The following is a 15,805-nucleotide window of genomic DNA, read 5'->3' as shown; positions in this document are numbered from 1 at the left end:
GGCAGCGACCACCCCGGACCGCCATCGAAACCATCGAACACCCAGGAGATTCCCATGCTGCAGATCCGCAAGAGCAACACCCGTGGCAAGGCCGACCATGGCTGGCTGAACTCCATGCACACCTTCTCCTTCGCCAACTACTACGACCCGCGCTACGTCAGCTTCGGGCCGCTGCGGGTGATCAACGAAGACCGCGTGCAGGGCGGCCAGGGTTTCGGCACCCACAGCCACAGCAACATGGAGATCGTCTCCTACGTGCTCGGCGGCGCGCTGGAGCACAAGGACTCGATGGGTACCGGTTCGGTGCTGCGCTACGGCGATGTGCAGCGCATGAGCGCCGGCAGCGGCGTCAGCCACAGCGAGTTCAACCACTCGGCCGACGAGGCGGTGCACTTCCTGCAGATCTGGCTGTTCCCCGATCAGGAGAACATCACCCCGAGCTACCAGGAGACCCACTTCGCGCCGGAGACCAAGCGCGGCCAGCTGCGCCTGATCGCTTCGCGCGATGGCCGTGACGGCTCGCTGTTGATCCACCAGGACGCGAACCTCTACGCCACGATCCTGGACGGTGACGACCGCGTCCACCTGCCGCTGGCCCCGGGCCGCGGCGCCTATGTACAGGTGGCCCGCGGGCAGCTGCAGGTCAACGGCATCACCCTGGAAACCGGCGATGCGCTGCAGGTCAGCGACGAGGCGCAGCTGACGCTGGAGAACGCCAATGATGCGGAAGTCATCGTGTTCGACGTCGCGCTGTAATCACCAGGCGCGGAAAACGCAGACACCCCGGTTGCCCGGGGTGTCGTTCGTTGCGCGGATCAGTCGTTGCGTGGATCAGAATCTGTAGTTCAGCGTCAGCCGGACGTTGCGCGGCTCACCCCAGGTGTAGGTGCTGTACCAGCTGAAGATCGTGTAGTAGTGCTTGTCCAGCAGGTTGTTGACGTTGAGCGTCGCCGAGAGCTGGTCATTGAACTGGTAACGCGCCATGGCATCGAGCAGCCAATAGGGCTCGGTGCGATGGACCTGGCTTCCGCCGGTGGCCGGGTTGGTGATGGTGCCGAAGGTGCTGCCCTGCCAGCGCGCGCCACCGCCGAGGCTCCAGCCATCGGCCGCACCGGTGAGCCGGTAGCTGGTGTGCACGCTGAACTGGTCTTCCGGCTCCAGCGTGGAGACCTTGGTGGACTGCTGGCGCGCGATCTTGTGCGCGTAGCCGCCCTGGACCTGCCAGCCCGGCGCCAGCTGACCGGACACCTCCAGCTCGTAGCCCTTGGTGCGCACCCCCATCAGGCCTTCATAGGCGATCCCGCCACTCGGCGTCCTGCCGCCGGTCGGCTGCGCGTAGTTGTCCTGTTCCAGCTGGAACACCGCCGCACTGGCGTTGAGTCGGCCGTCGTAGAACTCCGCTTTCAGGCCGGCCTCGTAGCTGCGCCCTTCCAGCGGATCCAGCACCCGGCCCTGCTCGTCCTGGTTGCCCTGCGGTTTGAAGATGGTGCTGTAGCTGGCGAACACCGAGACGTTGCGATTGAGGTCGTACACCAGGCCGGCATACGGCACGACCACGCCGCTCTCGTCGGTATCCGGAGACTTGTAGTTGGCGATACGGCTGCCGAGGATCAGCTTGAGCGGATCGGCCAGGTCGAAACGGCCCACCACGTAGGCACCGCTTTCGCGGGTGACCTGGTTGTCACCGTAGCCCCACTGCCAATCCGGCTCGGGCACATCGCCGGCCCAGGCGTAGTAGTCGGCAACGCTGCTGACATAGCCCGGCTGCGGCGAGTAGCCGTTGTTGACCCAGCGCTTGCGCGACACGCTGCCACCGACCACCAGCTCATGCTGCCGGCCGAACCACTCGAACTTGCCGCTGACGTACAGATCGGCCGCGTTGCTGGTGGTCTTGCCGATGTACTGGCCCAGCCACATGCTCACGCCCTCACCGGTGACCGGATCGGGATTGCCACCGGCCGCCGCGCCCAGCGAGGCGTCATACCCGTTGACCTGGTGATTGAGCTGCAACTTGGCGACCCAGTCATTGGCGAAGGTGTGCTCCAGCGTGGCGAAGCCGGTACGGGCGTACTGGCCCCAGCGGCTCCAGCGTGCGCCGTTGTTGAACGAGCGCGGCATCCTGTTGAAGTTGCCCTCGCTGTCCAGCAGCGGAATGCCACCCCAGCTGGACCCTTCCGGATCGCTGTCCTGGTAATCGGCACCGACAGTCAGCAGGGTGCTCTCGCCGATGTCGGCCTCGAGAATGCCGTAGAAGACTTCATTGCTGCGCTGGTAGTGGTCGGCATTGGAATGCTTGTCCTGGTAGGCGCCCACGACGCGGCCGCGCACGCGGCCACTTTCAGTGAGCGGCCCGCCGACATCGACCTCGGCGCGATAGCTGTCCCACGAGCCCACGCCCAGCGTTGCGCTGCCAGCCAGTTCGCGGGTTGGCTTCTTGCGCACCAGGTTGATGGTCGCGCCCGGATCGCCCATGCCGGTCAGCAGGCCAGTGGCGCCCTTGAGCACTTCGACGCGGTCATAGATGGCCATGTCGCTGAGCGTGTTGCCGGCCGAGTAGGCCGAGTCGCGCGCCATCGGGATGCCGTCGTACTGGAAGTTCTGTACCGCAAAGCCCCGCGCGTAATACTCGGTGCGCTCGCTGTCGTAGGTAACGATGCTCACGCCGGGCGTGACCTTCATGACGTCATCGATGCCGTTGAGGCCGAAGTCGTTCATTTCCTGCCGGGTGATCACGCTGATCGACTGCGGCGTCTGGCGCGGACTGAGCACCAGGCGAGTCGCAGTGGCGATCGTGCCGGGCGTGTACGAATCACTGCCCTCGGTCACGGTGCCGAGCTGGTTGGCGGTGACCTGCACGGTCTGCAGGGTCTGTGCGCCGTCCTTGGCAGGTGCCTCGCCCGCCGGCGCCTCGTCGGCCTGCACGGCAGACGCGGACAGGGCCAGGCCCAGCACGCAGCCCATCGCCTGCATCAGCGGGGAGATCGAGGGAACAGCACGACGGCGACCCGAATGGATCGGGGCAACACGGAACGGAACGACGGACACGGCAATGCCTCCAGGCAGGACGGGATTCCTCTGGCGGCGGCTGGAGGGAACGAATGGGCGGCATGATGCCGCATCCGGGCCTATAGCGAAAGGCTATCGCAGCAAGCGAGCGGGTGGAGAGCCCCGCAGACAGGCGACGCTCCGGCTGCAGCCGGGGCGCCACAGGTCATTGGCCGGTAGCAATCACGTCAGGTGATCCGCCGGTCCACCCACCGGATCAACCACGCGGCACCGGCGCATCCGAGGCAATCAGCTTTTCCTGCTTGAGCTCTGCCCAGAAGGCGCCCGGCACCGCCACGGACATGGAAGCGACGTTGGCCAGCACCTGTTCGGGCGTGCGCGCGCCCGGAATGACCGCCGATACCACCTCGGGTGCATCGGCGAACTGCAGCGCCGCCGTGCGCAGGTCCACACCATGGCGATCGCAGATAGCCTGCACCCTGGCACGCTTTTCCGGCGCCCAGGACGGCACCTTGCCGTCATAGAGATACCGGTCCCGCCCGGCCAGGTAGCCCGCCAACAGCGGCGACCCGACTACGACCGACGCGCCATGCGCGGCGATCTTCGGGAAGGTGTCATGCAAGGCCTGCTCGTGATCCAGCAGCGAGTACTGGCAGGCCAGCAGGAAGATATCCGGGTCGGCCTCGGCCACCGCACGCAGCGCCGGCTCGGGGCGATTGACGCCGAACCCCCAGGCTTTGATAAGCCCCTCCTCGCGCATACGGGTCAGCGCCGGCATCGCGCCTTTCGCGGCCTCTGCGAAGCGCTGCTCCCACGGCATGCCGAGGTCTTTCTCGTTGTCCGGCGACAGGTCATGAATGAAGACCACGTCCAGCTGCGACACCCCGAACCGGTTGAGGCTGTCCTCTACCGAGCGCCGCGTGCCATCGGCGGAGTAGTCATAGCGGTAATGGAACGGCGAGGGATCCTTCCACATCACCTCCTGCAGTTCACCGGCGGTCGCGGTCAGCAACCGGCCAACCTTGGTTGACAGCGTGTACTCGCGCGCCGGGTGGTTGTGCAGGTGATGGCCGTAGCGGCGCTCGCTCAGGCCGAGCCCGTACCAGGGTGACGTGTCGTAATAGCGCACGCCTGCCGCATACGCCGCTGCCAGCGTGGCTTCACTCTGTGCGTCGCTGGCGGCCGCGAAGCCATTGCCTATCGCGACACCGCCCAGGCCCAGGCGGGTCTGCGGACGATAGCGCCTGCCCTGCTGCGCCGGATTGCCGGCCAAGGGTTTCGTCGAGGCCTGGCCGCGGGTGGGCAGGACGCTGCCCGGGCCGGACGACTGCGCCATCAACGGTGAAGCGGCGAAGGCGGCGGTGCCGGCGGCGGCAACGGAGAGGAAGTGGCGACGTGCGTTCACGGCGACTCCTGATTCTGCGGGGGAAGCGCACAGCGTCGCAGAACGGTGGTGCAGAGCATGCCGTTGCCGCGTCAAGGCAGCGGCAACATTGCTCCCCACCCCGCCGTGCGGATGCTCAGCCCTGGGCAGCGCCGGCGGCGAGAAGCAGCGTCTCGATCGCGCGGTACCCGCGCTGGCGTGCATGCTGCAGCGGGCTCACGCCGTCACCGTCGGGCAGGTTCACATCCGCGCCCGCCGCGATGAGCTGACGGACGATCTCGACATGCCGCGGGCCGCCATCGGCGAGGATGATCGCCTCCAGCAGCGCGGTCCACCGCAGGTTGTTGACATGATCCACCTCCACGCCGGCAGCGATCAGCGTCGCCACGGTCTCCACGTGCCCGCGTTCGGCCGCCGGAATGAGTGCAGTGCCACCGTAGCGGTTGGTGCTTTTCAGGTCGGCACCGGCCGCCAGGGTCGCGCGCAGGATCTCGAGATGCCCGCGGGCACCGGCGTAGAGATAGGGGCTGTCCTGGATCGCATCTTTGGCATTGACGTCGGCACCCGCCTGGATCAGCGCAAGCGCGGCCTCCACGTGATTGTGGTGGGTCGCAACCAGCAACGGTGTCGCCTTCGCCACGCCGCGCGCATCCACCCTGGCGCCCTGCCCCAGCAGCGTACGCACTGCAGTGGCATCGCCCTTCTCCGCCGCCCGATGCAGCCGCTCATCCAACGAAGCGGCACCGGCCGGCATGACCATGCCCATCAGCAGGCTCATGACCACCCAGCCGCGTAGCGACCTCCTTCCCATCGACATGTTCCTGCTCCTTCCACGGGGGCGCCCGGTGGGCGCCGCTGGAGAACGACCGTAGCCGAGCCGCCGCGCCGGCACCAATGAAGATTGGGGATCGAGTGCATTCGCCATCCGAATGCGTCGGCCGACGCGCGTTCCGCCGGTTTCATGCGTATGGCAATCACTACTACGCCGCCTTCCTGATCGACCCGGACGGGCATCGCATCGAAGCGGTCTGCAAGTCGGTGGAGTGAACCAGATCGCGCAACCGGATCGCACAAAGAAAAAGGCCTCCGTACTTGCGTACGAAGGCCTTTTCTACAACTGGCGGAGCGGGAGGGATTCGAACCCTCGATAGAGTTTTAAGCCCTATACTCCCTTAGCAGGGGAGCCCCTTCAGCCACTCGGGCACCGCTCCAGTGTTCTTGGTCCGCCGCTGCGATGAATCATCTCAGCGGGGGCGCGAATAATAACGTTTTCCGCGCCCTCAGGTAAAGCCTTAATCCGAAGAATTTTCACTTCCGGATGCATTCGGCTCATCACCGCGCTGGATGCGCTGGTAAATCTCTTCGCGGTGCACGGCCACGTCCTTCGGAGCGGTGATACCGATACGCACCTGGTTGCCCTTGACGCCGAGCACGGTCACGCTGACCGAGTCACCGATCATCAGGGTTTCGCCTACGCGGCGAGTCAGGATCAACATTTGTTCAAGTCTCCAGGGAACCGGTGGTGGCATTTCCCCACCGGCTTGGCGCCCCGGCAAGAGCGCCCCACGACAACGGGAAAAGATTCGCCATAGTACCGTCAGGGCTCCCGCCCCTTCAAGGAGCAGGAACCGTCAGGTTGTTCAGATACGGGGGGTGACCCAGTCGACGACGGCGGCCAGTGCAGAAGCAAGGGCGGGCCCGTCCTCACCACCACCCTGGGCGAGGTCCGGGCGGCCGCCGCCCTTGCCCCCGATCTGACTGGCGATATGGGCCAACAGTTCCCCGGCCTTGACCTTGCCCATTGCGCTGCCGTTCACGCCCGCGACCAGGGCGGCCTTGCCGTCCTGGGTGCCGGCCAGCACGATCACCGCATCACCGAGCTGCTGCTTGAGGCGGTCGATGGCATCGCGCAGGGCCTTGGCGTCGAAGCCTTCCAGGCGCGCGGCCAGGATCTTGACGCCCTTGACCTCCACTGCGCCGGCGCCAAGATCGGCGGTCGCGCCGGCGGCCTGTTTGGCCTTGAGTGCGTCGAGTTCGCGCTCGAGCTTCTTCTGGCGCTCGCCGAGCTGGCGGATCTTGTCGACCACGTCACCGGCGTTACCGCCGAGCAGGGCGGCCGCTTCACTCAGCTGGGCTTCTTCATGGGCCACGTAATCCAGGGCGCCCTGCCCGGTGACCGCTTCGATACGGCGCACGCCCGAGGACACGCCGCCTTCGGAGGTGATCTTGAACAGACCGATGTCGCCGGTGCGCGAGACATGCGTACCGCCACACAGTTCGGTGGAGTAGTCGCCCATCTTCAGCACGCGCACGTGCTCGCCGTACTTCTCGCCGAACAGTGCCATCGCGCCGAAGTCGAGCGCTTCCTGCATGCCCATGTTGTGGACTTCGGCCGCGTTGTTGGCACGCACCTGTTCGTTGACCTTGCGCTCGATGATCGCCAGGTCCTCGGCGCTGATCGGCGCGAAGTGCGAGAAGTCGAAGCGCAGGCGATCAGGCGCGACCAGCGAGCCCTTCTGCTGCACGTGGGTGCCCAGCACTTCGCGCAGGGCGGCATGCAGCAGGTGGGTGGCCGAGTGGTTGAGGATGGTGGCGCCGCGGCGCTGGCCATCGACCTGGCCGGACAGCACGTCGCCCACCTTCAGGCTTCCCTGGGTGAGCGTGCCCACATGGCCATGGAACTGGCCGGCGAACTTCTGCGTGTCGCGGATGTCCACCTGCACGCCCGCGCCGGTCAGGGTGCCGTTGTCGCCGACCTGGCCGCCGGATTCGGCGTAGAAGGGGGTCTGGTTGGTCAGCACGATGACGTCGTCACCGGCCTGGGCGGTCTGCGCCGGGCGGCCGTCCTTGAGGATGGCGACCACGGTGAGGTCGTCGGCCTGCAGGCGGTCGTAGCCGAGGAACACGGTCGGCTTGAGCGTGGCGACCAGATCGGCCGACAGGGTCACGCCGCCGCCGAACTTGCCGGCCGCGCGCGCGGTCTCGCGCTGGGTCTCCATCGCGGCGTTGAAGCCGTCGATGTCCACGGTCAGGTCACGCTCGCGCGCGATGTCCTGGGTGAGATCGAGCGGGAAGCCGTAGGTGTCGTACAGGCGGAACGCATCCACGCCCGGAATCACGCCGTTGCTGACCTTGGCCGCGACGTCGTCGAAGATCTTCATGCCCGAATCCAGCGTTTCAGCGAAACGCTCTTCCTCGGCCTGCAGGGCGCGCACGACGGTGTCGACCTGGGCCGGCAGTTCCGGATAGGCCACGCCCATCTGCTCGACCAGGGTCGGCACCAGCTTGCTGAAGAACGGCTGGCGCACGCCGAGCATCCAGCCATGGCGCAGCGCGCGGCGGATGATACGGCGCAGCACGTAGCCGCGGCCTTCGTTGGACGGCAGCACGCCATCGACGATCAGGAACGAACACGCGCGGATGTGATCGGCGATCACGCGCAGCGACTTGTTCTCCAGATCGGCCATGCCGGTCAGCTCGCTGGCCTTGCGGATCAGCGCCTGGAACAGGTCGATTTCATAATTGGTATGGACGTGCTGCAGGATCGCGGCCAGACGCTCCAGGCCCATGCCGGTATCCACGCACGGCGCCGGCAGCGGCACCAGGGTGCCGTCGGGCTGGCGGTCGAACTGCATGAAGACCAGGTTCCAGATCTCGATGAAGCGATCGCCGTCTTCGTCGGGCGAGCCCGGGGGGCCGCCGGCGATGTGGTCGCCGTGGTCGTAGAAGATCTCGGTGCACGGACCGCACGGGCCGGTCTCGGCCATCTGCCAGAAGTTGTCCGAGGCGAACGGCGCACCCTTGTTGTCGCCGATGCGCACGATGCGCGATTCCGGAATGCCGACCATGTCGCGCCACAGCGCGTAGGCCTCGTCATCGGTCTGGTAGACGGTGACCAGCAGGCGCTCGGCCGGCAGCTTCCAGACCTGGGTCAGCAGCTCCCATGCCCAGGCGATGGCATCCTTCTTGAAGTAATCGCCGAAGGACCAGTTGCCCAGCATTTCAAAGAAGGTGTGATGGCGCGCGGTGTAACCGACCTGGTCCAGGTCGTTGTGCTTGCCACCGGCGCGCAGGCAGCGCTGGACGTCGGCCGCGCGCACGTAGCTGCGCTTCTCGGCGCCAAGGAACACGTCCTTGAACTGCACCATGCCGGAATTGGTGAACAGCAGGGTCGGATCATTGCCCGGCACCAACGGCGCCGACGGCACGATCGTATGACCCTTGCCCTTGAAGAACTCAAGGAAATCGCTGCGGATCTGGGAGGTAGTGAATTTGACGGATGCGTTCATGGGGGGCTGGCTTTGTGCGGGCCGGTCAGTCCCTGGCACGCAGCCCCAATGGCCGGGTGTCAACTGCAGGACCGCCGAAACCACAAAGGGTATCAGGCCCGGGCCGCTCAGTCCTCAGGGTCGTAACGGGTGGCCTGGCGGATGCTGTCGCCGGGGAAGCCGCGGCGGGCCAGCAGATCGGCCGCTTTGCGCCGCTGTGGCAGTTCCTGCGGGCCGGCCTCGCCGAAACGGCGGCAGACCAGGTCGCGGGCGTTCTCGGTCCAGTCGCCTTCGAAAGTATCCATGGCGGCAGCGATCTGATCACTATCCAGGCCATGCGTGCCCAGTTCGGCGCGGATGTGGATCGGCCCATAGCCGGTATTGGCCCGGATCCGGACCAGATTCTCGGCAAAGCGGGTGTCGTCCTGCCAGCCGGCCTCGGCCAGCTTGCTGACGGCCGCTTCGGCGGCCTCGTTCTCGATGCCCCGGGCCTGCAGCTTGCGGGTCAGCTCTTTACGCGAATGCTCGCGGCGCACCAGCAACCCCAACGCCCGCTGGACCGGCGTCTGTTCCTGGACACGGCGCTTGCGCCGGGGTGCGGGGGGATCGGAATCGTGCATGGCCGCCTATCATTACAGTGCGCCATCCTTGGCGCCATCCCGTCGGGGATTCGTGGAACTGCGGGCCAGGGCAGGCGTCACTGACGGCGCCGCCCTGCCCCGCAGGAAACTCACTCGGCGTCGTCTTCGGCGTCATCGCCGCCTTCACGCACGGCTTCTTCCGGCTGGAACTTCTCGCGCAGCTCGGCTTCCAGACGCTGGGCAACCTGCGGGTTGTCGCGAAGATAGCCGCGGGCGTTGTCCTTGCCCTGGCCGATGCGCTCTTCGCCGTAGCTGTACCAGGCGCCTGCCTTCTCGACGAGCTTGGCTTCCACGCCCATGTCGATCAGCTCGCCTTCGCGGCTGATGCCTTCGCCGTACAGAATTTCGGTGATCACCTGCTTGAACGGCGGCGCCAGCTTGTTCTTGACCACCTTGATCTTGGTCTGGTTGCCGATGATCTCGTCGCCCTTCTTGATCGCGCCGATACGGCGGATGTCCAGGCGGACCGAGGCGTAGAACTTCAGCGCGTTGCCGCCGGTGGTCACTTCCGGGCTCTGGCCCGGCATCATCACGCCGATCTTCATGCGCAGCTGGTTGATGAAGACCACCAGGGTGTTGGAGCGCTTGATGTTGCCGGTCAGCTTGCGCAGCGCCTGGCTCATCAGGCGGGCCTGCAGGCCCGGCAGCTGGTCGCCCATTTCGCCTTCGATTTCAGCCTTCGGGGTCAGCGCGGCGACCGAGTCGACCACCACGATGTCCACCGAGCTGGAGCGCACCAGCATGTCGGCGATTTCCAGCGCCTGCTCACCGGTATCCGGCTGCGACAGCAGCAGGTCGTCCACGTTGACGCCCAGCTTGGCGGCGTAGATCGGGTCCAGCGCGTGCTCGGCATCGATGAAGGCGGCGGTACCGCCCTTCTTCTGGCATTCGGCGATCGCCTGCAGGGTCAGGGTGGTCTTGCCCGACGATTCCGGACCGTAGATCTCCACCACACGGCCCTTGGGCAGGCCGCCGATGCCGAGTGCGATATCCAGCATCAGCGAACCGGTAGGGATGACCTCGACCGCCTCGACGACACGGTCGCCCATGCGCATCACGGCGCCCTTGCCGAACTGCTTTTCGATCTGGCTCAGCGCGGCGGTGAGGGCGCGCTTTTTGTTTTCGTCCATCGGAGTGGTCCTTGCAGAGGTCGTATCGGTGGAGGTGCTGTCTTTGGAAGTCTTCTTGGCCATGGGTTCACTTTAAGGCTGGCGTATCGCACGGGCTGAGATTCTGCCCGGCGTTCGGAAAAAAATTATCGGACATCCGTACCAACCTCAGCAAAACCAGAGATGTGCCACAAAAGACCGCGCGTGATTCAGGGGGAACAGGGTCAGCGGTTGGGCCGCAGCAACCCGCAATAGAGGCCTTCGATCGCGAAGTCCTGGTCCGGCAGCACTTCGATCGGTTTGTAATCGGGATTGCGTGGCAGCAGGCGGATCCGGTCCTTGCCCATCTTCAGCAGCTTGACCGTGATCTCGTCATCGATGCGGGCCACCACGATCTGGCCGGAGCGCGCGTCACGGGTGCGGTGCACGCCGATCAGGTCGCCGTCGAAGATGCCCTCGTCGATCATCGAATCGCCCTGCACTTTCAGCAGGTAGTCCGGCGCGGGCGAGAAGAACACCCGGTCCAGGACCACGAAGTCATCCGAGCCGATGTCCGCACCGATCGGCAGACCGGCCGCGACCCGGCCCAGCACCGGCAGGCGCAGGACGTGGTCCGGCAGCGCCGAGGCGGGCAGCGATTCGGGCAGGCCGCTCTGCAGCGCCGGTGCCTGGACCAGGCGGATGCCGCGGGCCTGGCCCGGAATGCGGCGGATCGCCCCGGCCTGCTCCAGCGCTTCCAGATGGTACTGGGCCGCGCGGACGCCCTTGAAGCCGAACGCGCGGGCGATTTCCGTCTGCGACGGCGGTGCGCCATCGGTCTCTATACGCTCGGCGATCAACTGCAGGATCGCCTGCTGGGTATCGGTCAGGTCCATGGTTAGTAGTATTACTACTAACGATACGGGCACGCAAGTGCCCGCAGAGCAAGAGCCATTACAAAGGACAGCGGTCCGGGCCCCGGCCGAAGCCGCCAGCAACGCCTGTAGCCAGCGACCGTTGGTCGGTGACCGCGCGCAGCGCGGCAATGCCTGACGCTGCGGACGCGTGCCGCTTGCGGCCATCCCTCCGGCGTTGAGCCTCTGCCATCTCGTGGGTCGGGCATTCCTGGCGCCGGATGGGGAGCAGCCACGCATGGCGTGGCACTACGTGGGGCAAAACAGAAGAAGACACGCATGGCGGGGCGCTACCCGGGGCAAACGATGACCGGCCCAGCCAGCTAAACCACCAAGAGCAGCCGACCAACGGTCGGCTCTACGCGCGACGTGCGGCGTTGGCGGCACGTTGCGGGGATCCTGCGGATCCCAGCGGCAAGAACCCTAGGGGTTCTTGCCGCTGCGCCAGATCGAGAACAGTATCCACACGCCGCAGAAGCCGGCACCGATGAACCCGGCTACGCCCAGCGCCAGCAGCCAGCGGCTGGAGACGCCGCCAACACTGTGCATGACGATGGAGGAGCCGATGATCAGCGCAGCGGTCACGATGCCCATCACCAGCCGATTGGCGGCGCGGTTGACCTGGTCGCCGAAGCCCTGCAGTGCGGTGGTCTCGACCTTGAGCTGGAGCCGCCCGCGGCGCGCCATCTGCAGCAGTCGGCGGACATCGCGCGGCAGGTCGCCGACCAGGTCCATCACCCCCACCAGGCTGCGCTTGCCGCGCTTGAGCATGGCGCCGGGCGAGTAACGCTGCCACATCACCCGTTCCAGGTACGGACGCGCGGCACTGGCCATGTCGAACTGCGGGTCAAGCTGGCGGCCCATCCCTTCCAGGGTCAGGAAGGTCTTGATCATCAGGGCCAGATCGGCCGGCAGGGTCAGCGCGTACTGGCGCAGCAGCTGGGTGATGTTGCCCAGCATCAGGCCCATGTGCAGGTCCTTGAGCGGCACCCCGCGGTACTGGTCGACGAAGGTGCTGATGTCCTGCTGCAGCCGCGATTCGTCCACCTCCACGCCACCGGCCCAGTCCAGCAGGACGTCGGCCACCTGCTCGGGCTCCTGCGTGACCAGGCCGTGCAGGAGCTGGGCGACCTGGAAGCGGCGCTGTTCGGAAATCGCGCCGACCATGCCGAAATCGATCACGCCGATCCGGCCGTCGCGCAGGTAGATGATGTTGCCCGGGTGCGGGTCGGCGTGGAAACAGCCATCCTCGAGCACCATCTTGAGCACGATGCGCGCCCCGGTCCGGGCCAGCTGCACGCGGTCCAGGCCGGCTGCATCGACACCGGCCAGGTCGCGGCCGGGAATGCCATCGACGAAGTCCTGCACGTTGAGGCTTTCGCAGGTCCACTGCCAGTGCACGTTGGGAATCAGGATGTCGTTGCGGCCCTGGAAGTTGCGCGCGATCCGTTCGGCGTTGCGGCATTCGGCAGCGAAATCCAGCTCGCGGCGCAGTGACACCTGGAACTGCTGCACCACCTCGGCCGGCCGGTAGCGCTGGAGATCGGGCAGCCGCGCCTCGACGATCTCGGCAAGGCGCGCCAGCAGGCGCAGGTCGGCTTCAATCACGTCGCGGATACCGGGACGGCGGATCTTCAGCACCACGGCAGTGCCGTCATGCAGGGTCGCGCGATGGGCCTGTGCCAGCGAGGCGGCGGCCATCGGGGTTTCATCCAGCCACGCGAACACCTCCGTCGCCGGCGCGCCCAGGTCGCGCTCCAGCTGGTCGCGCACCTGCGCGTACGGCAGCGCCGGTACCGCGTTCTGGAGTTCGGAAAATTCAGCGATCCAGTCCGGCGGGAACAGGTCCACGCGGGTGGCCAGCACCTGGCCGAGTTTGACGAAGGTCGGACCCAGATCCTCCATCGCGCGGCGCACGCGCACCGGCGCGGTCATCCGCAGCATCTGCTGGGTGTCGTTCCAGTGCAGCAGGCGGCCGGCACGCTCAAGCACATCGGCCAGGCCGATCCGGCGCACCAGATCGCCGAAGCCATAGCGGATCAGGACCGACGCGATTTCCTGCAATCGCCCCAGGTCACGCACGGTACCCAGCGTTTCCCACATCGGCCCACTCTCCTGTCAGCACACGCGGTCAGGATGTCACAACAGGGGGAAGATTCCCGTCAGCGCCTGCTGTACGGTCTGCCGCCGTATGGCTTCGCGGTCGCCGTCGAACTGGAACAACTGCGCACGGGCGTAGCCGCCCCGGCCCTTCCAGCCGATCCAGACGCTGCCGACCGGCTTGTCCTCGCTTCCGCCGCCCGGCCCGGCGATCCCGGTCACCGCCACGGCGATGCCCGCCCCGGAATTGATCAACGCGCCGGAGACCATCTCCAGCACGGTCTCGCGGCTGACCGCGCCGAACTGCTCCAGCGTCTGCGCACGCACGCCAAGCAGACGCTGCTTGGCTTCGTAGCTGTACACCACCATGCCGCAGTCGAAGAACGCCGAGGAACCGGCGATATCCGTCATCGCCTTGGCGATCCAGCCGCCACTGCAGCTCTCGGCGGTCACCAGTTGCAGCGAGGCCTGCTGCAGCCGCTGCCCCACGTCACTGGCGAGGGCGCCGAGCTCGGCGTCGGAAGGAACGGTCATGGGGAATCCTGGATCAACGGGGGAACGAACGCCCCCAGTTTTAGCCGAAATCGTGGGTGATGTCGTGTGTCGCCGGGTGCGACGTAGGGTCGCGCACCCTCAGCATCATGGGATGCCGGCCAGCGGCCGGCACTACCTCAGGATCGCGGGCGCCGGCCAGCGGCCGGCGCACCCCTCACCACTCGGGAAGCTTTTCCGGGAGCATGGCGCGGATCGGTGCGCCGTCCTCGCCGGCCGCCAGCTTCTCGGCCTCGGCGATTGGAATCTCAACCTGCAGCAGCCAACCGTCTTCATCGGTTGCTTCGCTGCGCACGACCTCCAGCTGGTGCAGACGCGACCGCAGGCGACCGGCACTCGGCGGCAGCCGCAGCTCGCCACTGACGTGCTGCAGGCCCAGGCGCTTGCCCAGCACGGACTGCAGCAGCGGCAGGCCCACGTTGTCGCGGGCGGAAATCCAGACCCGTTCGCGACGGGCGCTGTCGGGGATGCCGTCCTGGCCATCGTGGCGCACCTCGGCCCCGTCGATGCGGTCGATCTTGTTGAACACCAGCAGCTGCGGCAGATCGCCCGCGCCGATGGCGGTCAGCACCTCATCGACCTGCGCGATGCGCTCCTCACGGTGCGGATCGGCGGCATCGACCAGGTGCAGCAGGAAGTCCGCTTCGCGGGCTTCAGACAAGGTCGAGCGGAACGCAGCCACCAGGTCATGCGGCAGGTCGCGGACGAAACCGACGGTATCGGCAAGCACGACGCTGCCACCGGGCAGTGCGATGCGGCGCACCGTCGGGTCCAGCGTCGCGAACAGCTGGTCCGCCGCGTAGGCCTCGGCGCCGGTCAATGCGTTGAACAGTGTCGACTTGCCGGCGTTGGTGTAACCCACCAGGGCGACGCGCGGCAGTTCGCTGCGCAGGCGGGCACGGCGCATCTGGGTGCGCTGCACTTCCACCTTTTCCAGTTTCTTCTGCAGCTGCTCCACCCGCTTCTGCAGCAGGCGGCGATCGGTTTCCAGCTGGGTTTCACCCGGGCCACGCAGGCCGATGGAACCACCGCGCTGGCGCTCCAGATGGGTCCAGCCGCGGACCAGCCGCGTGGACATGTGGCGCAACTGCGCCAGTTCCACCTGCAGCTTGCCTTCATGGCTGCGCGCACGCTGGGCGAAGATATCCAGGATCAGCCCGGTGCGGTCGATCACGCGCCGCTCCAGGAACCGCTCCAGGTTGCGCTCCTGCCCCGGCGACAGGGCGTGGTTGACCAGGATCAGGTCAGCGCCGGTGGCCTCGGCCGCGGCCTTGACCTCGTCCAGCTTGCCGCTGCCGATCAGGATCGACGGATTGGGCCGATCGATGCGCGCGGTCAACGTGGCCGCGATGCTGGCCCCGGCGGAGCGGGCCAGATCGGTGAACTCTTCAAGCACGTCATCTTCGAGCCGGCCGGCATGCGGCTGGATCAGGAGTGCGTGTTCGCCTCGCTTGGAACGGTCAAACACGCAGTTCTCCAGAATTTTTCACACTGTCACTCAACGTCTTCATCACCTTGGACGCCTTCGGCGCCATCGTTGGACTGCACATAGCCACCACCGGGCCCGACCTTCACGTTGCGCGCCGGTACCACGGTCGAAATGGCGTGCTTGTACACCATCTGGCTCACCGTGTTACGCAGCAGCACCACGAACTGGTCGAACGATTCAATCGTCCCCTGCAGCTTGATGCCATTGACCAGATACACCGACACCGGCACACGTTCGCGCCGAAGTGCATTCAGAAACGGATCCTGCAGCGATTGCCCCTTGGACATTGCACACTCCTGATTATTGTTTTTATGGTCTTCCGGCAGTTGCCACGGCCCCCGCCGCCCGCCGGAACCCTTGATG

The 15,805-nt window shown here is 66.4% G+C and carries 14 protein-coding genes and 1 tRNA gene; 2 read left to right on the top strand and 13 right to left on the bottom strand.

The features are described 5' to 3' along the window. Positions 1 to 54 precede the first annotated feature (54 nt). Complete coding sequence (locus BIZ42_RS16700) at positions 55 to 756, top strand: pirin family protein (protein WP_070427099.1); 702 nt, start codon at positions 55 to 57, stop codon at positions 754 to 756. Positions 757 to 831: 75 nt separating this feature from the next. Here BIZ42_RS16700 and BIZ42_RS16695 read toward each other — a convergent pair whose 3' ends face one another. The 3 genes from BIZ42_RS16695 to BIZ42_RS16685 all read right to left on the bottom strand — a co-directional run bounded on the left by BIZ42_RS16695 (position 832) and on the right by BIZ42_RS16685 (position 5,168). After that, the gene (locus BIZ42_RS16695) at positions 832 to 2,970 is read right to left on the bottom strand and encodes a TonB-dependent siderophore receptor (RefSeq protein ID WP_156785822.1); all 2,139 of its coding nucleotides are present in this window, start codon (positions 2,968 to 2,970) and stop codon (positions 832 to 834) included. Positions 2,971 to 3,262: 292 nt separating this feature from the next. Beyond that, positions 3,263 to 4,411 (bottom strand): aldo/keto reductase, encoded by a 1,149-nt coding sequence (locus BIZ42_RS16690; protein ID WP_070427097.1) that lies wholly within the window; start codon positions 4,409 to 4,411, stop codon positions 3,263 to 3,265. A 115-nt stretch (positions 4,412 to 4,526) separates the two neighbouring features. After that, positions 4,527 to 5,168: an ankyrin repeat domain-containing protein gene (locus tag BIZ42_RS16685; protein ID WP_083279887.1), complete on the bottom strand. Its 642-nt coding sequence runs from the start codon at positions 5,166 to 5,168 to the stop codon at positions 4,527 to 4,529. Positions 5,169 to 5,302: 134 nt separating this feature from the next. Here BIZ42_RS16685 and BIZ42_RS19950 point away from each other — a divergent pair, with 134 nt between their 5' ends. Beyond that, positions 5,303 to 5,437, top strand: a complete 135-nt coding sequence (locus tag BIZ42_RS19950) for a hypothetical protein (RefSeq protein WP_257785232.1) — start codon at positions 5,303 to 5,305, stop codon at positions 5,435 to 5,437. Between the two features lie 71 nt (positions 5,438 to 5,508). Here BIZ42_RS19950 and BIZ42_RS16680 read toward each other — a convergent pair. The 10 genes from BIZ42_RS16680 to hfq form a co-directional block, all read right to left on the bottom strand. Continuing rightward, positions 5,509 to 5,601, bottom strand: a tRNA-Ser gene (locus tag BIZ42_RS16680). 81 nt (positions 5,602 to 5,682) lie between these two features. Then, on the bottom strand, positions 5,683 to 5,886 hold the full coding sequence (csrA, locus tag BIZ42_RS16675) for a carbon storage regulator CsrA (protein WP_019183311.1): 204 nt from the start codon (positions 5,884 to 5,886) through the stop codon (positions 5,683 to 5,685). A gap of 144 nt (positions 5,887 to 6,030) precedes the next feature. Then, positions 6,031 to 8,679 (bottom strand): alanine--tRNA ligase, encoded by a 2,649-nt coding sequence (gene alaS / locus BIZ42_RS16670; protein ID WP_070427095.1) that lies wholly within the window; start codon positions 8,677 to 8,679, stop codon positions 6,031 to 6,033. A 107-nt stretch (positions 8,680 to 8,786) separates the two neighbouring features. Continuing rightward, positions 8,787 to 9,278 (bottom strand): recombination regulator RecX, encoded by a 492-nt coding sequence (gene recX, locus BIZ42_RS16665; RefSeq protein WP_019183313.1) that lies wholly within the window; start codon positions 9,276 to 9,278, stop codon positions 8,787 to 8,789. Between the two features lie 110 nt (positions 9,279 to 9,388). After that, the gene (gene recA, locus BIZ42_RS16660; protein WP_026069798.1) at positions 9,389 to 10,429 is read right to left on the bottom strand and encodes a recombinase RecA; all 1,041 of its coding nucleotides are present in this window, start codon (positions 10,427 to 10,429) and stop codon (positions 9,389 to 9,391) included. Between the two features lie 203 nt (positions 10,430 to 10,632). After that, on the bottom strand, positions 10,633 to 11,283 hold the full coding sequence (gene lexA / locus BIZ42_RS16655; RefSeq protein ID WP_019183315.1) for a transcriptional repressor LexA: 651 nt from the start codon (positions 11,281 to 11,283) through the stop codon (positions 10,633 to 10,635). 441 nt (positions 11,284 to 11,724) lie between these two features. Continuing rightward, a complete protein-coding gene (gene ubiB, locus BIZ42_RS16650) occupies positions 11,725 to 13,404 on the bottom strand; it encodes a 2-polyprenylphenol 6-hydroxylase (protein ID WP_019183316.1) in 1,680 nt (559 codons plus the stop codon). Between the two features lie 36 nt (positions 13,405 to 13,440). After that, the gene (locus BIZ42_RS16645) at positions 13,441 to 13,935 is read right to left on the bottom strand and encodes a CinA family protein (RefSeq protein ID WP_019183317.1); all 495 of its coding nucleotides are present in this window, start codon (positions 13,933 to 13,935) and stop codon (positions 13,441 to 13,443) included. A 175-nt stretch (positions 13,936 to 14,110) separates the two neighbouring features. Next, positions 14,111 to 15,421 carry a ribosome rescue GTPase HflX gene (gene hflX / locus BIZ42_RS16640; protein WP_070427094.1) on the bottom strand — a complete coding sequence of 437 codons (1,311 nt, stop codon included), beginning with the start codon at positions 15,419 to 15,421 and terminating at the stop codon, positions 14,111 to 14,113. A gap of 26 nt (positions 15,422 to 15,447) precedes the next feature. Then, complete coding sequence (gene hfq, locus BIZ42_RS16635; protein ID WP_070427093.1) at positions 15,448 to 15,729, bottom strand: RNA chaperone Hfq; 282 nt, start codon at positions 15,727 to 15,729, stop codon at positions 15,448 to 15,450. Positions 15,730 to 15,805: the final 76 nt, after the last annotated feature.

Origin of the sequence: Stenotrophomonas sp. LM091 (genome assembly GCF_001806305.1) — a bacterium.
Taxonomy (GTDB): Bacteria; Pseudomonadota; Gammaproteobacteria; order Xanthomonadales; family Xanthomonadaceae; genus Stenotrophomonas; species Stenotrophomonas bentonitica_A.
The sequence above is the reverse complement of the archived record's forward strand: the minus strand, read 5'-3'. Positions and strand labels throughout refer to the sequence as shown.